Source organism: Erwinia sp. HR93 (genome assembly GCF_034555055.1).
Taxonomy (GTDB): domain Bacteria; phylum Pseudomonadota; class Gammaproteobacteria; order Enterobacterales; family Enterobacteriaceae; genus Apirhabdus; species Apirhabdus apintestini.
In genome coordinates this window covers 1,991,131-2,008,038 of sequence record NZ_JAXUDP010000001.1, presented here as the reverse complement: position 1 = coordinate 2,008,038, position 16,908 = coordinate 1,991,131, and the positions used below count along the sequence as shown (strand labels likewise).

The 16,908-nt window shown below is 51.6% G+C and carries 14 protein-coding genes, 1 tRNA gene and 1 pseudogene; 4 read left to right on the top strand and 12 right to left on the bottom strand.

Features of this window, described 5'->3' with window-relative positions; translation table 11 throughout:
• Window positions 1-1,026: 1,026 nt before the first annotated feature.
• The 8 genes from SFA31_RS09460 to xerD all read right to left on the bottom strand — a co-directional run bounded on the left by SFA31_RS09460 (window position 1,027) and on the right by xerD (window position 10,526).
• Window positions 1,027-2,655, bottom strand: a complete 1,629-nt coding sequence (locus SFA31_RS09460) for a site-specific integrase (RefSeq protein ID WP_000935083.1) — start codon at window positions 2,653-2,655, stop codon at window positions 1,027-1,029.
• Window positions 2,656-2,789: 134 nt separating this feature from the next.
• Window positions 2,790-2,863, bottom strand: a tRNA-Gly gene (locus SFA31_RS09455).
• A 110-nt stretch (window positions 2,864-2,973) separates the two neighbouring features.
• A complete protein-coding gene (locus SFA31_RS09450) occupies window positions 2,974-3,717 on the bottom strand; it encodes a peptidoglycan DD-metalloendopeptidase family protein (protein WP_416208326.1) in 744 nt (247 codons plus the stop codon).
• Between the two features lie 621 nt (window positions 3,718-4,338).
• On the bottom strand, window positions 4,339-5,856 hold the full coding sequence (lysS, locus tag SFA31_RS09445; protein WP_322837742.1) for a lysine--tRNA ligase: 1,518 nt from the start codon (window positions 5,854-5,856) through the stop codon (window positions 4,339-4,341).
• 9 nt (window positions 5,857-5,865) lie between these two features.
• Window positions 5,866-6,964, bottom strand: a protein-coding gene (gene prfB, locus SFA31_RS09440) for a peptide chain release factor 2 (protein WP_322837741.1) whose coding sequence is annotated in 2 segments (ribosomal slippage) — window positions 5,866-6,888 and window positions 6,890-6,964 — 1,098 coding nt in all. Because the reading frame shifts where the segments join, the coding sequence is not laid out codon by codon here.
• 182 nt (window positions 6,965-7,146) lie between these two features.
• Window positions 7,147-8,880 carry a single-stranded-DNA-specific exonuclease RecJ gene (gene recJ, locus SFA31_RS09435; protein ID WP_322837740.1) on the bottom strand — a complete coding sequence of 578 codons (1,734 nt, stop codon included), beginning with the start codon at window positions 8,878-8,880 and terminating at the stop codon, window positions 7,147-7,149.
• Between the two features lie 3 nt (window positions 8,881-8,883).
• Window positions 8,884-9,606 (bottom strand): bifunctional protein-disulfide isomerase/oxidoreductase DsbC, encoded by a 723-nt coding sequence (gene dsbC, locus SFA31_RS09430; RefSeq protein ID WP_322837739.1) that lies wholly within the window; start codon window positions 9,604-9,606, stop codon window positions 8,884-8,886.
• Window positions 9,607-9,629: 23 nt separating this feature from the next.
• Window positions 9,630-10,526: a site-specific tyrosine recombinase XerD gene (gene xerD / locus SFA31_RS09425; RefSeq protein WP_322837738.1), complete on the bottom strand. Its 897-nt coding sequence runs from the start codon at window positions 10,524-10,526 to the stop codon at window positions 9,630-9,632.
• 102 nt (window positions 10,527-10,628) lie between these two features.
• Here xerD and fldB point away from each other — a divergent pair, with 102 nt between their 5' ends.
• Window positions 10,629-11,150, top strand: coding sequence for a flavodoxin FldB (gene fldB, locus SFA31_RS09420; protein ID WP_322837737.1), 522 nt, complete (start codon window positions 10,629-10,631; stop codon window positions 11,148-11,150).
• Window positions 11,151-11,177: 27 nt separating this feature from the next.
• Here the strand turns inward: fldB and SFA31_RS09415 are convergent, their stop codons facing one another.
• A complete protein-coding gene (locus SFA31_RS09415) occupies window positions 11,178-11,591 on the bottom strand; it encodes a protein YgfX (RefSeq protein ID WP_322837736.1) in 414 nt (137 codons plus the stop codon).
• Window positions 11,572-11,838, bottom strand: coding sequence for an FAD assembly factor SdhE (gene sdhE, locus SFA31_RS09410; protein ID WP_322837735.1), 267 nt, complete (start codon window positions 11,836-11,838; stop codon window positions 11,572-11,574). The genes SFA31_RS09415 and sdhE overlap by 20 nt, the downstream gene beginning before the upstream one ends.
• A 256-nt stretch (window positions 11,839-12,094) precedes the next feature.
• On the opposite strand from sdhE, the gene ygfZ reads away from it, so the two are divergent.
• A complete protein-coding gene (gene ygfZ / locus SFA31_RS09405; RefSeq protein ID WP_322837734.1) occupies window positions 12,095-13,084 on the top strand; it encodes a tRNA-modifying protein YgfZ in 990 nt (329 codons plus the stop codon).
• 58 nt (window positions 13,085-13,142) lie between these two features.
• Here the strand turns inward: ygfZ and SFA31_RS09400 are convergent.
• Window positions 13,143-13,292 (bottom strand): annotated as a pseudogene (locus SFA31_RS09400) (IS3 family transposase); the annotation flags it as partial.
• 172 nt (window positions 13,293-13,464) lie between these two features.
• Window positions 13,465-14,118, bottom strand: a complete 654-nt coding sequence (trhA, locus tag SFA31_RS09395) for a PAQR family membrane homeostasis protein TrhA (protein ID WP_322837733.1) — start codon at window positions 14,116-14,118, stop codon at window positions 13,465-13,467.
• Between the two features lie 390 nt (window positions 14,119-14,508).
• On the opposite strand from trhA, the gene SFA31_RS09390 reads away from it, so the two are divergent.
• Window positions 14,509-15,237, top strand: a complete 729-nt coding sequence (locus SFA31_RS09390; RefSeq protein ID WP_322837732.1) for a MurR/RpiR family transcriptional regulator — start codon at window positions 14,509-14,511, stop codon at window positions 15,235-15,237.
• Between the two features lie 163 nt (window positions 15,238-15,400).
• The gene (locus SFA31_RS09385; RefSeq protein WP_322837731.1) at window positions 15,401-16,834 is read left to right on the top strand and encodes a 6-phospho-beta-glucosidase; all 1,434 of its coding nucleotides are present in this window, start codon (window positions 15,401-15,403) and stop codon (window positions 16,832-16,834) included.
• The last annotated feature ends 74 nt before the right edge of the window (window positions 16,835-16,908 follow it).

Here is a 16,908-nt window from a genome sequence, read left to right as displayed (position 1 = left end):
GGACAAAAGGATGCAAACAGAATGACTTTGAGATTGAATGAATGACGATGATTGTGTCGTAGCTGTGCGGAGCTACTGTATGGTGAAGCGCGAGAGGTGGAACTTTGAGAGACACGTGGTGAGTGGTTCGGAGTGTGTCTCCTATTAGTAAGTCGTATTGATTCGTATTGATTCGTATTGATTTACTACTGGGAGGGTCTCTGAGCCACGCTAGGCATCAGGCCATACGAAACTACATGGCATCCTAAAGAATGGCGTACAGGGCCGTACAGGGCCATACAGGACCATACAGGGCCATACAGTTAGCTTCTGGGGGTAATGCCTTGAGGAGACCTATAGGTTTGGTGATTGATTGTTATAAATATCATCACCTCTTAAGGTATTCCCTTAGAGTTAATCTTTAATTGCGTCTTTAAGTAAACTATAAGTTAATACTATAAGTTAATCTTTAATTGTGTCTTTAATTAAATCTTTTATTTAATACTATAAGTTAATCTTTAATTGTGTCTTTAAGTTAACTTTAAGTTAAGCCCCTGTAGGGTAGAGACCATATTTAATATGATGTCTATTGCTATTCACTTATCGACTGACCCAGAGCACACAGGAAGCATTCACTTTAAGTAGAACGCTTGGTGTCTGTAATTGGTCATCCCGCCCCTGAAGGATGCGATAAGTTACGGTTAGAGTTAGAGTTAGAGCTACCTGTAGTAGTAGTAGCAAGTGTCCTAGAAGAGAGAGAAAGAGAGAAAACTTTTTGTGTCCCTTCTCCCTATAGTGAGTCGTATTAAAAATCCTTGACAAGTAGCGAAAACTGTGGGTCAAAAACATGACCACACAGGCCTGTAGCAAGTGTCATCATAGAGAGGAACTTTTTGTGTCCCTTCTCTCTATAGTGAGTCGTATTAGAAATCCTTGACAAGTAGTGAAAACTGTGAGTCAAAAACATGACTACACAAGCCTGTAGCAATATGGTCATCGACTATGGTCATCCTCAAGGCAAATCTCCCCCGGGGGTTGACAGCTTGGTTACCCCACAATCTCCTTATAAACATCAGCCATCACATTGACCAGCCTATCAACCTCAACCTCTTTAGCATAACGGTCGTAAGTAATAGACCCTGAACTATGCCCCATGATCGCCTGTGCATACGCCAACTCGACCCCATGTTGTTTTAACTGGGTCGCAACTGTATGTCTAAACGAGTGAAACGCTAAGCCGCTACGGTCTGCGAGGACTTTAGGCAACAACGTCCGATTAAACCATTTACTCACCTGCTCACCGTAACCGTTCTTCATGAGGCGAAGACCATCGAACACCATAGCGTCATCACCATCAGCGCCTCTACGGGTCTCAACCAACCTCATAAAGTCAGCCAATATAAAACCATAGGCCCCATCGACCAGAGGCACACAGCGGTCACTATGAGCGTTCTTGATGCTCTTACCGGGTAGACTACTATCGTCTTCATTGATATGAATATAAACGGTTCCCGCCTCAGTGGTCCTGACGTCTTTGACCTGTAGTTGGGCTATTTCATTGAGTCTCGCCCCAGTGATAGCAGCCAAGGCGGTAACATAATAATGATATGGCTTACCAGAAGGTCTCTGTGAGTAAACTTGGGCGGCAGCCAGTAGTTGTCCTACCTGCTCCGTAGAGAAAGCATTACGCGCCTCAGAGGCTTTACGCTGGGGAACCTTAAGCTCTAGCCCTTCTGTCATATTCTTTTTAATCAGGTCATTACGCACGGCCCACTTGAAAACAGCCGCCATCTTAATGAGATATTTATTATTGATGGTAACAATATCCAGACAATCGGTTTTATCCTCACGACCTAGCAGGTCAACCAACGGAACATCTTTGAAACGCTGCTTACGATTCTTCGGCAATTGCTGGAGGATATCCCGAACCCTAAGCATATCCGCACGAGCTAACACATTGGCGTCAGCATTGAGGCCCAGATAATCAAAAACTTCGATTAACGCAGCATGAGAAGCTTTGTTTTCTCGTAATGTTGCTGGCTTCCAGTTCTGGGCGTTTTCCTGCTCGTACTGCTCAAAGAGAGAAGCAACGGTTACGCAGTGTTTGCCTTCAGTAATGCTTGTTTTTTGGGGAGCACTAACAGATAGAGTTGCAGAGGCTTGGTCATTAGCCCCAGCAGCAGCATCAAATCCATCTATATAATCTATAAGTGGCTGGCTATCTCCCGCTTCAATGCGCTTCATGCAGGCCTTGAGTACATTAAGAGCCTCATTAATATAGCGATGCTGGTCAATAGTCAGTGGCTCGCTTGCCAGAGCATGGACAAGATTCTCTCCCACTTCCCCATACTGGTCACGGTATAGATCTCTCATATCTGGCTCGAAGAGGTCTGAACGACCTGTAGACAACTCCCACTCTGCGATGTCCCTCAGGTGTTCCCTCATTTCCTCATAGGAGGCGTTGGGTCTGTCTGCATGGATTGCCCTAAGTGCTGCCTTGATATGCCGTGAGTAAGCCATAGCTGTACGTCTATCCTTAGTCCGTAGTGATACTGACGCTATTTTATAACGGTTATGGGAAGGATGTGAAACGGTCAGGCGATCTGTGGACTTCATCCTGAGGCGGATATAAAAGACGCCATTGCGCTGATAAAGATAGGTTTTTGAGTTGAGCATGTACTGAGATCTTAAGTCTGCTCACTATTTCAACAAATTTAGTTACAGTGTTGGTTACAGTGAGTAAAACTGTCGGAAGGCTTAAAGCCGTATCCCTTAGGATTCAGTAAGTTAGAATACTTTAAGAAAGGTTATGGAGCAGGCGAAGGGAATCGAACCCTCGTATAGAGCTTGGGAAGCTCTCGTTCTACCATTGAACTACGCCCGCATCCCAAAGAAGCGAATGCATTATAAACCTTCATGCACGGCTGACAAGCCCCGGCAGGGTTAACTGCCGGTATTTTAGGCGCCGGTCACTTTACTATCTCCGGCGCGGCTTCACTTACAGGCGGGAGGTAAGTACCACTGTGGGTCGATGGCGGTGGCTTTATAGCGAATCTGAAAGTGCAGGCGCACTGAATTGGCGCCGCTGCTACCCATGGTAGCGATTTTCTGCCCGGCGACCACTTGCTGCCCATCGCGCACCAGCAGCGTCTCATTATGCCCGTAGGCCGTAATATATTCTTCGCTATGTTTCAGCAAAATAAGATTGCCGTAACCGCGTAGTTGATTCCCGGCATAGACCACCCGCCCACTGCCGGCCGCATAAATAGGCTGCCCGCGCTTACCGGCGATATCAATCCCTTTATTGCCGCCCTGGCTGGCAGAGAACGTCTGCACAATGTTCCCCTGCGCCGGCCAGCGCCAGCAGCGCGATGTCGGCGGCGTGTGCTGTGCGATCGCTGTAGACGGCGGGCGCGCCGGGGGCGTAGTTTTACGTGAAGGGGGACGTTTAACCGGCTTACTAACCGCTTTTTTCGTTGTTTTTATCTTCAGCTTTTGGCCAACGGCCAGCGTATACGGCGCGGAGAGCGAGTTCAGTCGCGCCAGTTCGCTAACGCTGCGCCCGCTCATATGCGCGATGCGCCATAGGGTATCGCCTCGTTTTACCGTATAAGTGGTACCGTTATAACTGCCTTTCGACGGCACCGATTTATTGCTGGAGCAGGCGCTAATCAGGAAACAAAATGCCAGGCACGCCGCTGTAAAATACCCTTTTATGCCAGGGTGTCCTTTGCTCACACTCCATCCTCTCTGGCCGAATTAAAAACGCGGGTATAGTAGCATCGCCCCGCTGGCGCTGTAAAAGCGGGCAGGCGGTGGTTTTAACCATGCCTGATACGCGCTTCGCAGGCAGCGGTAAACGGTCAATACTTTTTGTGGTGCAGTAACTTCAGGTAGCAAAAACCTTGCAGACGTGAGTACATACATACTTCATCATCGGCACCCCGCCCGGAAACTTTATGATGCTGGCTTATTTAGGGCCGCCGCGCGCCTGTCTGGTAACAGTTGAGTTCAGACCTATTCACTTTTCTGCGCGCAACGTTTGGGAGCTGCCTGCCCGCACGGTTTTCCGGCCAGGCTGCGAATAATAGGGGCGCTATATTCTCGCCGGTCATCATCATGAGAATATCCCGAGTGGAGTTGATGTATTGCTTCGTAGCGTCGCTTTAGTTAGCGGGTAATCGTGGCCGTAATAATGCCCTTTATTTTTGTCGCGGTTCACAGTGTATCGCCCGATAGCCGATAGCCGATAGCCGATAGCCGATAGCCGATAGCCGATAGCCGATAGCCGATAAAATAATAATGCGGGCGTAAAAAAACGCCCGCTTATGGCGGGCGTTGGAGAGAACCAGAAAGCGCTTATTTAAGCGGGCGCATCGCTGGGAACAGAATAACATCGCGAATGGTGTGGCTATTGGTAAAGAGCATCACCATACGGTCAATGCCGATACCTAAACCTGCGGTAGGCGGCATGCCGTGCTCCAGCGCGGTGACGTAGTCATCATCAAAAAACATCGCTTCGTCGTCGCCTGCGTCCTTCGCAGCAACCTGATCGGCAAAGCGCTGCGCCTGATCTTCCGCGTCGTTCAGCTCCGAGAAACCGTTACCAATTTCACGACCACCGATGAAAAACTCAAAGCGATCTGTGATTTCAGGGTTCACGTCGTTACGGCGCGCCAGCGGAGAAACTTCCGCCGGATATTCAGTGATAAAGGTTGGCTGGATCAGGTGACTTTCCGCCACTTCCTCGAAAATTTCCGTAACGATGCGGCCCAGACCCCAGCTTTTCTCAACGTTGATGCCAATCGTTTCAGCAATGGCTTTCGCGCTGGCATAATCGTCCAGATCGGCAAGATCGGTTTCCGGGCGATATTTCTTAATTGCTTCGCGCATGGTCAGTTTTTCAAACGGCTTACCGAAATCAAACGTCTCTTCGCCATAAGGCACCAGCGTGGTACCCAGAACATCCTGCGCCAGCGTGCGGAACAGCGATTCGGTCAGCTCAATAAGATCACGATAATCCGCGTACGCCATATAGAGTTCAATCATGGTGAACTCCGGGTTGTGACGCACAGAAACCCCTTCATTGCGGAAGTTACGGTTAATTTCGAATACGCGCTCAAAGCCACCTACCACCAGGCGCTTCAGATAAAGCTCCGGCGCGATACGCAGATACATATCTAAATCCAGCGCGTTATGATGAGTGATAAACGGCCGCGCAGACGCACCACCGGGTATTACCTGCATCATCGGCGTTTCTACTTCCATAAAATCGCGCTCGACCATGAACTGGCGAATACCGGCCAGGATGCGTGAACGCACGATAAAAGTATGGCGCGACTCTTCATTAGCAATAAGATCCAGATAGCGCTGGCGATAGCGCGTTTCCTGGTCGGCCAGGCCGTGGAATTTGTCCGGCAGCGGGCGCAGCGCTTTCGTCAGCAGGCGCAGCTCGGTGCAGTGGATAGACAGCTCGCCGGTTTTGGTTTTAAACAGCTTACCGCGTGCGCCGACGATGTCACCGAGATCCCACTTTTTAAACTGTTCGTTATAGACGCCTTCCGGCAGATCGTCACGCGCCACGTAAAGCTGGATGCGACCGCCGATGTCCTGCAGCGTAACAAACGAAGCTTTACCCATAATACGGCGCGTCATCATGCGCCCGGCCACGCGCACTTCAACATTCAGCGCTTCCAGCTCTTCATTTTCTTTAGCATCAAATTCAGCGTGCAGTGCGTCAGAGGTGCGATCGCGACGAAAATCGTTTGGGAACGGAATGCCCTGCTCACGCAGCGCGCTCAGCTTTTCGCGACGATTTTTTAATTCATTATTAAGCTCAAGCGCTGCTTCGCTGCCCTGTGATTGTTGTTCAGACATGTTGATTCCTCATAGCCCTGCTTTCAAACTTGCTTCAATAAATTTGTCGAGATCGCCATCGAGCACGGATTGGGTGTTGCGGGTTTCCACTCCGGTGCGCAAATCTTTAATACGTGAATCATCCAGCACGTAAGAGCGGATCTGACTGCCCCATCCAATATCGGATTTACTGTCTTCCATGACCTGCTTTTCGGCATTTTTCTTCTGCATCTCCAGCTCGTACAGCTTCGCCTTCATCTGCTTCATCGCCTGGTCTTTGTTTTTATGCTGAGAACGGTCGTTCTGGCACTGCGTCACAAGGCCGGTGGGAATGTGCGTAATACGCACCGCGGACTCCGTACGGTTAACGTGCTGCCCGCCGGCGCCGGAGGCGCGGTAAACATCGATACGTAAATCTGCGGGGTTGATTTCAATATCAATATCGTCATCCACTTCCGGGTAAACAAACGCTGAACTGAATGAGGTATGACGGCGACCACCGGAATCGAACGGGCTTTTACGCACCAGGCGATGTACGCCGGTTTCCGTTCTTAGCCAGCCGTACGCATAATCGCCCATAATTTTGATAGTGGCGGACTTCAGGCCAGCAACTTCGCCGTCCGACTCTTCAATCATTTCGGTCTTAAAGCCTTTATCTTCCGCCCAGCGCAGATACATACGCACCAGCATACTGGCCCAGTCCTGCGCTTCCGTACCGCCGGAGCCGGCCTGAATATCCAGATAGCAATCGGCGCTGTCGTATTCACCGGAAAACATGCGGCGGAACTCCAGCTGCGCCAGCTTGGCTTCCAGCTCGTCCAGCTCCGCGACCGCCTCGTTAAAGGTCTCTTCGTCTTCGGCTTCAACCGCCAGATCGAGCAGGCCTGAGACATCTTCCAGCCCCCGACTCATCTGATCCAGCGTATCAACAACGGCCTCCAGCGAGGCGCGTTCTTTGCCTAACGCCTGAGCGCGCTCGGGCTCATTCCAGACATCCGGCTGTTCCAGCTCGGCGTTGACTTCTTCAAGACGTTCTTTCCTGGCATCATAGTCAAAGATACCCCCTAAGAACGGCGGAGCGTTCAGTAAGGTCCTGGATGCGATTTTTTACCGGATTGATTTCAAACATGGTCTATGAATTCTTTTTGTGGACTGTGGTCAGAGTCGGATCGTTAAGAGCGGAAGTTTACCGGATCCGTGCTGTTTTTTATAGCACTGGTTATCCGGCATCGAGAACCTGCGCTCGGGCAGCAGAACGGGCTGAAAAGCGCGCTGGCGGGCCGCAGCTGCCCGCCAGGCGTAAGGAGAGACTTAGAGAGGCCAGATTTTATCAATCAGAAGTTGCACGCTGCGATTACCGCGAAACTCATTCACGTCCAGCTTATAGGCAAGCTCCACGTCGCGTATGCCGTTATCCGGCCAGCGGGTGGTATCAATATTAAACGCAATGCCATCAAGCAGCGGCCCACCGCCTACGGGTTCAACCATCACTTTTAAATGCCGCTCGCCGACAATACGCTGCTGTAATAGCCGGAATTTGCCGTCAAACAGCGGCTCAGGAAACATCTGCCCCCACGGCCCCGCGTCGCGCAGCATTTCTGCCGTTTGCAGCGTCATCTCCTGCGGCGTCAGCGCACCGTCGGTCCAGATCTCGCCCTGCAGCATTGCCGGGTCTAACCATTCTGCCACCAGCGCGGCGAAACGCTCGCGGAATTCGTCAAAGCGATGCATTTCGAGTGACAGTCCCGCCGCCATCGCATGCCCGCCAAACTTGAGCATCAATCCCGGGTGGAGCGTATCAATACGCTCCAGCGCATCGCGCATATGCAGCCCCTGAACGGAACGGCCAGAGCCTTTCAGGATGCCGTCTCCAGCGGGAGCAAAGGCAATTACCGGGCGGTGAAAGCGCTCTTTAATGCGTGAAGCCAAAATACCCACCACCCCCTGATGCCATTCGGCATGATAGAGCGCCAGCCCGGCAGGCAGGCTCTCACTTTGACGCCCCAGCGACTGACACAGCGCCATGGCCTCCGCCTGCATGCCCTGCTCGATTTCTTTACGGGTTTGATTTAGCGCATCCAGCTCGTTCGCCAGCACGCGCGCCTCTCCCAGGTTATCGCACAGCAGCAGTGAAACCCCGACGGACATATCATCGAGCCTGCCCGCCGCATTAAGGCGCGGGCCGAGGGCAAAACCGAGATCGCTGGCGCTCAAACGTCGCGCATCCCGATTAGCAATTTCCAGCAGCGCGCGAATGCCAGGCCGACACTGCCCGGCTCTAATGCGGCTCAGGCCTTGCCAGGTCAGGATGCGATTATTGGCATCCAGCGGCACCACGTCGGCAACCGTACCCAGCGCAACAATATCCAGATAGGTGGCAAGATTGGGTATCGCAATTCCCCGCTCTTCAAACCACCCCGCTTCGCGCAGATGGGCGCGCAGCGCCAGCATCAAATAAAATGCGACCCCGACTCCCGCCAGCGCTTTTGATGGAAACGGGCAGTCGGCCAAATTCGGATTAACGATGGCCGCCGCCTCGGGCAGGCTATCGCCCGGAAGGTGGTGATCCGTAACCAGAACGGGGATGCCCAGCGTTCGAGCTTTTTCGACGCCCGCATGCGACGAAATACCGTTATCCACGGTCATGATAAGCTGCGCGCCGCGAGCGTGCGCCTGCTCAACCACTTCCGGGCTTAAACCATAGCCGTCGTCAAAACGGTTGGGCACCAAAAAATCAACCCGGTGGCCGCCTAAATCGCGCAGTGCCAGCACGCTGAGCGCCGTGCTGGTCGCGCCATCGGCGTCAAAATCGCCCACTACCATAATATGCAGACGCTGACGCAGCGCTTCGTGTAGCAGACGAACCGCGGCCTCAACGCCGGTAAGCTGGCTCCAGGGCAGCATCCCCTTCACGCTACGCTCCAGCTCTTCTGCGCCGCGCACGCCGCGGCTGGCATACAGCCGCTGCAACAGCGCCGGGATCTCCGGCGGAAAAACCACTGAATTATCGCTCTCCCGGCGCCGAAGCTGAGTTTTATCTTCCACGCGTTACTGCCCGTTCGCTTTCGTCATCTGCTGATGTTTATCCAGAAATGTTTTCATTTCCTGCGGCCCCTGATAGCCCGGAATAACGGTGCCATCATTCAGCACAATCGCCGGCGTTCCCTGAACGCCAAACTGCAGCCCTAGCGCATAGTGTTTTTTAATGTCTATAGAGCAACTTGCCGCCGGGACTTCACCGCCTTTCATCGCCGCATCAAAAGCTTTATTACGATCTTTCGCACACCAAATAGACTTCATATCGCTCTCCGCCTGGCTTTGCAGCCCCTGGCGCGGGAATGCCAGGTAGCGCACGGTAATACCCAGCGCGTTATAGTCGCTCATTTGCTCATGCAGCTTGTGGCAGTAACCGCAGGTGATATCGGTAAAGACGGTAATGACGTGTTTTTCCTTTGCCGCTTTATACACAATCATTTCGTTTTTCAGCGCATCGATTTTATTCAGCAACAGCGAGTTAGTAACGTTAACCGGCTGCGCACCGCTGACGTCATAAAGCGGCCCCTGCAGTAAGTGCTTACCGTCGTCGCTAATGTACAGAACGCCGCTCTCGGTCAGTACCGTTTTTAAACCACTCACCGGCGCATCCTGCACCTGAGCGTCAGTCAGCCCAAGCTTCGCTATAGTTTGTTTTACCGCAGCATCATCGGCGCTGGCGGTGAAAGAAAGAGAGGCCGCAATCCCCGCAGCGCACAGTAGTAAGACTTTTTTCATATCCATTCCTTAAAGTTACGCACTCACGCCCTGGGGTGGTGCTGTTGATGCAACTGGCGCAATCGCTCGGTCGCCACATGCGTATAGATTTGCGTAGTAGAAAGATCGCTATGGCCCAATAACATTTGGACCACGCGCAGATCGGCGCCGTGATTGAGCAAATGCGTGGCAAAAGCGTGCCGCAATACGTGCGGCGACAGCTTATCACCGTCAATACCGGCTAGCGCGGCATAATGTTTAATCCGATGCCAAAAAGTCTGGCGCGTCATTTGCCGCCCGCGCTGACTGGGAAATAGCACATCACTCGTCTGGCCATTCAGTAGCCACGGCCGCCCGTGCTCCATGTAAGTTTCGACCCAGTAGACTGCTTCTTCCCCTAACGGTACTAATCGTTCTTTGTCGCCTTTCCCAATAACGCGAACGACGCCCTGGCGCAGGCTAATATCGCTTAACTGTAACCCGACAAGCTCAGAAACGCGCAGCCCGGTTGCATACAGCACTTCCAGCATGGCTTTGTCGCGCAGTTCTAAAGGCTGTTCCGTTACGGGCGCCTGAAGCAAGCGTTCAACCTGCGCTTCACTCAAATCCTTTGGCAGGCGCTGCGGCAACTTAGGGGATGAGAGGCACGCGCAGGGATCGTCACTGCGTATTTTTTCACGGTACAAATACTGGAAAAAACGGCGTAGCGCACTAAGCAAGCGCGCGGAGCTGGTCGCTTTGTATCCACCGTCCAGGCGTTCCGCCAATAGCGCCTGCAGATCGTCACTTTGTGCCGTAGCCAAACCGGCGCCGTGATGATGCAGCCATGCCGCTACACCGGTTAAATCACGGCGATAAGCGCTAAGCGTATTTTCCGCTAAGTTTTTCTCAAGCCAAAGCGCATCCAGAAACTGCTCTATACGCGCTACATCCTGTTCCACAGCCACCTCTCATTTCCGGGCCAGGGCGTATTATGCCCGATTGTGGATGCATTCTGATACACTTGCGCATCGCCCGTTTACTTACCATGAGCCTTCACCGCTATGAAGATTGGCCTTTTTTACGGTTCCAGTACCTGCTATACGGAAATGGCAGCGGAGAAAATCCGCGATATTATCGGTTCACAACATATCACCCTACATAATTTGAAAGACGTCGCGCCAGCCCTGATGGAGCAGTACGATGCGCTGATTTTAGGAATACCTACCTGGGATTTCGGTGAGCTACAGGAAGACTGGGAAACGGTTTGGCCGCAGCTTGACGCGCTGGATTTGAAAGGAAAGCCCGTCGCGCTTTACGGCATGGGCGATCAGCTAGGTTACGGAGAGTGGTTCCTTGACGCGCTAGGAATGCTGCATGAAAAGCTGACGCCCAGCGGCGCGCATTTTATTGGCTATTGGCCTACCAGCGGCTATGAATTTTCCAGCCAAAAACCGCTCATCGCCGATGGCACTCAATTTGTTGGCTTAGCGCTGGATGAAACGAATCAGTATGATTTAAGTGAAAAGCGAATTCAGCGCTGGTGTGAACAAATAATGCGCGAAATGACGCTGTCGCTCGCCTGAAGACTTGAAGAATAGCGCGCGCGTTCGTTAGCGTGGCTTGCAGCGCGCCATAAGTAATAGCCTGCGCAAATCACGCCACTCCCGGGCGCTAAGGCTATCTGACGCCAGCCACAGGCGCTGTTGCTGAGTAGATGCCTGGTCGCGCAGCCGCAAGAGCATGCCGCCTGGCAGCATTAGCGGCGCGCGGGCTAACGTCCAGTCCCGGCCCTGCCACTTCACCCGATAATCATCCAGCAGCGCAAACTCACCGTGGCGAGCATAGATTCGCCGCTGGCTACGCACGCAATCAAAGACCACCAGGGATAACAACAGCATCCACAGCGGCATATAGCTTAGCGGCCAGGGCAACAATAAAATAACTGTCGCTGCGATACCGTGCACCAGCAGCGAATGCCACTGCGCGCGCCAGGAGATACGTAAATCAGATTGCCACAGGACCACGTTCGCGATTCCGCCGCTGAATTAACTGCACCATACGCCCCAGTTCAGAATCAGTCGGCGCTCCGTGGTTCATAAGCCAATTGAAAAGATCGGGGTCATCGCACTCAAGAAGTCGCACAAACAGACGCTTATCGTCGTCATTGAGCGCATCATAGTCATGTTCAAAGAAAGGCATGATAGAAATATCCAGTTCACGCATGCCGCGTCGGCAGGCCCAGTGGATGCGGGCTTTATTACTGATATCCATACTCTCTTTCCTGCTAACAGACCGTGGGGAGACGAGCGCTATTGTAACCGTTTTTTTATGAATTCCATTGCAGAATGTTGCATTTGCGAAAGATTCCCACAAAACATTCTTTTTTTGTTTTTTAATTGCAAAAATTTGCGTATCACTACGCGACTTCACGCCTGAGGCACAATTCGCCCCACTAAACCACTTGCATTGGCGCATGTCTCTTTTACCATTAACCATCATTCAACTGCGATTATCCGGAAAATAGCTTATGGCTTTCACTCCATTTCCACCCCGCCAGCCTGCCGCCAGCGCGCGTTTACCCTTAACGCTCATGACGCTTGACGACTGGGCGCTGGCGACTATCAGCGGCGCCGATAGTGAAAAATATCTGCAGGGTCAGCTCACTACAGATGTCGCGTTACTGGCTGATAATCAACATGTCCTTACCGCGCACTGCGATCCTAAAGGAAAAATGTGGAGCAACCTGCGTCTGTTTCGCCAGCCGGAAGGATTCGCCTGGATAGAGCGTCGCAGCCTGCGCGATACGCAGCTTACCGAGCTTAAAAAATACGCTGTCTTCTCAAAAGTCACCATCGCGCCCGATGATGACGCTGTTTTACTGGGTGTTGCAGGATTCCACGCTCGCGCCGCGCTGGCCGGGCTGCTCGGTGCGTTACCCGATGCCGAAACGCCATTAACGCACGCGGGCGATACGACGCTGCTTTGGCTGGCGCTGCCGGAAGAACGCTTTATCATCATCACCAATAAAACTGAGGCGCAGCGGCTAACAGACGCTCTGCGTGGGGAAGCGCAATTGAACGATAGCGCCCAGTGGCTGGCGCTGGAAATAGAGAGCGCTTTCGCGGTTATCGACGCCGATAATAGCGGGCAGTTTATTCCCCAGGCGACTAACCTGCAGGCGCTGGGGGGGATCAACTTTAAAAAGGGATGCTATACCGGCCAGGAAATGGTAGCGCGTGCGAAATTTCGCGGCGCGAACAAGCGCGCGCTTTGGTATCTGGCGGGTGAGGCTGAATCCCTGCCAGCCGTGGGGGACGGGCTGGAATTAAAAATGGGCGAAAGCTGGCGACGCACCGGCGCCGTTCTGGCCTCTGTGCGCCTTGAGGATGGCAGAGTGTTAATTCAGGCCGTGATGAATAACGATTTGGATAGCGATGCTATTTTTCGCGTGCCGGGTGAGAACGGCGAAGGAAAGCTCGCAATTCAGCCGCTGCCCTATTCGCTTGAAGAAGCCTGAACGGATAAAGCCCGCGTTGATAAAAAGTGAACCCCAGTTATTGGGCGCATTGGGCACTTTATCCGGCGGCTGTCATGGCCAGGGTTCGGTGCTGTACCGGGCTCAGGCCGTTTAGTTTCTTTTTAATACCTTCGTGATTGTAATAGTGGATATATTCATCCACCGCTTGTTTTAATCGCCCGGTATCTTCGTATTTCTCATTGTGCCAACGGATGCGATAGCTGTTGCTATACGCTATCGCATCGCATCGCATCGCATCGCATCGCATCGCATCGCATCGCATCGCATCGCATCGCAGAGGATAATAGCGACCGCTGGCGCGGCGGCTAACCATTTTCATTTAGCCTGGAGCTCGATAGAGTAAAGCGCGCCGGTACGCGCTATTTTACATAGAAATAAATCGCTAAAAAGTGGCACACGCTGCCGCCCAATACAAAACCGTGCCAAATAGCATGGTTGAACGGAACGCGCCGACTCACATAAAAAATAACGCCCAGCGAATAAACAATACCGCCAAGAGCCAGCAGAGCCACGCCACCGGCCTCCAGCTTAATCGCTAACTGATAAATAACGATAAGCGAAAGCCACCCCATGACCAAATATGTCGCCACTGAGAGAATTTTAAAACGATGAGCGATGGTCAACTTAAACAAAATGCCTAATAGCGCAAGGCCCCAGATAACTATCATTAACCCGCGCGCCAGCGGCGAGTTCAGCCCCACCAATAAAAAGGGAGTATAAGTGCCGGCGATGAGCAGGTAGATAGCACAGTGATCGACTTTTTTAAGCCAGCGTTTGGCGCGCGGCTGAGGAATAGCGTGATACAGGGTCGAAGCCAGGAACAGTAAAATCATGCTCCCCCCATACAGGCTATAGCTGGTAATCACTATTGCACCGGCGTTTAGCTCCCCGGCCTGCACCAATAACAGCACAAGGCCGACAATACCAAACACCAGCCCAATACCGTGGCTAACGCTATTCGCGATTTCCTCCGCCAGAGAATATCCTTTAAGCATTAACGGTTTACTGACCATTCTCTTTTATCCTGGATAACTAATATCGGCTTCAGCGTAACTGAGAATGATTCCAGTGAACACATGTACACTCAAAAAATTGTGTGTACTCTTGTAAACAACCGGTACTTAGACAGGAATGGCCGCTATAGCGCCAGTCGGCATAAGCGCGGCCCGTATCCACCCGCGTTCCAACGATTGAGCTAGCATGTTCATATCGCCTGCTCACCCAATTTTGGCAGTGAGGGTTAGCCTGGAGAGAAACATTCCCAACGTGACATAATATAATGCGTTGACGGCTTTTCGATACGCGGAGTTATCTCTCATGTATAATATAAGGATGGCGCCGTTAGCAATACGAAGAACCTGATTACACTTAATTTTATCTGCTCAGGGAGCGTGCCATAAACTATGTTCACTCATGATGCTATCAGTAGCCTGAATCATCTCGAAATGGCGGTTTATCATTACGCTGTGCGCCATCCTGATACCGTAAGTTACATGACTATTCGTGAGCTGGCGGAATGCGCGGGCGTATCCACAACCACCGTGCTGCGCTTTTGCCGCAAACTAGGGTGCGACGGTTATGCCGAATTTCGCGTACATTTCCGTCTTTGGATTGAAGGTGGCAATACATCACCCGATAATTTCGGGGCTGGCGAAATTATCCACTTCTTTAATGCAGTCAATAATAATGAATTCGAATGCCGCCTCGACGCCGCCGCCAGCGTCATCCGCGATGCTAAACGCGTTATTTTTATCGGCACAGGAACCTCAGGTGCTATCGCCAAATACGGCGCTCGCTTTTTTTCTAATGTTGGGAAATTTAGTAACCATATCGACGACCCTTGGTTTCCGGTTACGCAGGACTTAACCCAAGATGCGCTGGCGATAATTCTTTCCGTTTCAGGCGAAACCCCAGAAATTCTCCAGTTCGCCAGTCAGTTTAGCCTGCATCGCTGCACCCTATTATCAATTACCAGCCACGCGGGTTCTTCTCTGGCCAAACTTTCTGATCTCAATATCTCCTGGCATATTCCTCAAACGCGCATTCAGGGTAAATATGACATCACTACACAAATCCCCGTCGTCTATATTTTAGAAGCACTGGGCAGACGCCTGGTGAAAAATACCGCATAAAAAAACACGCTGTTTTATATATGTAACAATTCCCTTATAGCGTAATTTGTTATCACGTGACATTTAATTATCATTTGTTAGACTCACCGTTATTGCAGCATATTTATTTAACACCGTTCACCTCACTTTAATTAAATATCACTCAGCGGCAGGAATAATGACAATGAAAAAATGTTCACTTCCAGACACCTTTTTATGGGGCGGTGCCGTTGCGGCACATCAGGTCGAGGGCGCCTGGAATAACGACGGGAAAGGGCCTAGTATTTGCGATGTATTAACCGGCGGCGCGCACGGCGTGCCCAGAGAGATAACGGATACCGTAGTCCCCGGGAAATATTATCCAAACCATCAGGGCGTAGAATTCTACCATCGCTATAAAGAAGATATAAAGCTCTTCGCTGAAATGGGTTTTAAATGTTTTCGGACTTCTATTGCATGGACGCGTATATTTCCTCAGGGCGATGAATTAGAACCTAATGAAGCCGGGCTCCAATTTTACGATAATTTGTTTGATGAGCTTCTAAAATACAATATTGAGCCGGTTATAACGCTTTCGCATTTTGAAATGCCATTACATTTAGTTAAGGCGTATGGCGGCTGGGCGGATCGCCGCGTGGTAAATTACTTTGCCCGCTTTGCAGAAGTGGTTTTCGAACGCTATCAGCACAAAGTTAAGTACTGGATGACGTTTAATGAAATCAATAATCAGCGCAACTGGCGCGCTCCGCTATTTGGCTATTGCTGCTCCGGCGTAGTCTACACAAATCACGATAATCCTGAACAAACGATGTATCAGGTTATGCACCATCAGTTTGTCGCCAGCGCCCTGGCGGTAAAAGCCGCCCGCCGCATTAATCCCGAAATGAAAGTGGGATGCATGCTGGCAATGGTGCCGCTTTATCCCTGGTCCTGCCACCCTGACGATATCATGTTTGCTCAGGAGGCCATGCGACAGCGGTATGTGTTCACCGATGTTCAGCTACGCGGCTACTATCCCTCCTACGCGTTGAACGAGTGGGCGCGCCGTGGTTTTCACATCGAAATGGCCCAGGGCGACGCACAAATACTTCGCGAAGGCTGCTGCGACTATCTTGGCTTTAGTTATTACATGACTAACGCCGTTAAGGCCGAAGGCGGCTCCGGCGATGCGCTGTCCGGGTTTGAAGGCAGCGTGCCTAACCCACACGTCAAAGCGTCGGACTGGGGATGGCAAATCGATCCGGTCGGCCTGCGTTACGCGCTGTGCGAGCTTTATGAACGTTATCAAAAGCCGCTGTTTATTGTGGAAAACGGCTTCGGCGCCTTCGACACCGTGGAAAAAGACGGCGCAATTAACGACGATTATCGCATTGACTACCTGCGCGCCCACATTCAGGAAATGCAGCGGGCCGTAAGCTGGGATGGCGTGGAGCTTATCGGCTATACGCCGTGGGGCTGTATCGACTGCGTCTCTTTTACCACGGGCCAGTACGACAAACGCTATGGCTTTATTTACGTTAATAGGCACGATGACGGCAGCGGCGATATGTCCCGCGCCCGTAAAAAAAGTTTTTACTGGTACCAAAAAGTCATCGCCAGTAACGGCGAAGTACTGTGATCTTTAAAAATCAGGCTCATCTTCCCGTTCAAAATTATCCTCATGATAAATAAGGAAATCCTGACATTTACCAA

Excerpts from the sequence above, each read along its gene's own strand:
- SFA31_RS09460 (WP_000935083.1), bottom strand. The coding sequence starts at position 2,655 with ATGCTCAACTCAAAAACCTATCTTTATCAGCGCAATGGCGTCTTTTAT.
- lysS (WP_322837742.1), bottom strand. The coding sequence starts at position 5,856 with ATGTCTGAACAACAATCACAGGGCAGCGAAGCAGCGCTTGAGCTTAAT.
- dsbC (WP_322837739.1), bottom strand. The coding sequence starts at position 9,606 with ATGAAAAAAGTCTTACTACTGTGCGCTGCGGGGATTGCGGCCTCTCTT.
- fldB (WP_322837737.1), top strand. The coding sequence starts at position 10,629 with ATGAAGATTGGCCTTTTTTACGGTTCCAGTACCTGCTATACGGAAATG.
- sdhE (WP_322837735.1), bottom strand. The coding sequence starts at position 11,838 with ATGGATATCAGTAATAAAGCCCGCATCCACTGGGCCTGCCGACGCGGC.
- ygfZ (WP_322837734.1), top strand. The coding sequence starts at position 12,095 with ATGGCTTTCACTCCATTTCCACCCCGCCAGCCTGCCGCCAGCGCGCGT.
- trhA (WP_322837733.1), bottom strand. The coding sequence starts at position 14,118 with ATGGTCAGTAAACCGTTAATGCTTAAAGGATATTCTCTGGCGGAGGAA.
- SFA31_RS09390 (WP_322837732.1), top strand. The coding sequence starts at position 14,509 with ATGTTCACTCATGATGCTATCAGTAGCCTGAATCATCTCGAAATGGCG.
- SFA31_RS09385 (WP_322837731.1), top strand. The coding sequence starts at position 15,401 with ATGAAAAAATGTTCACTTCCAGACACCTTTTTATGGGGCGGTGCCGTT.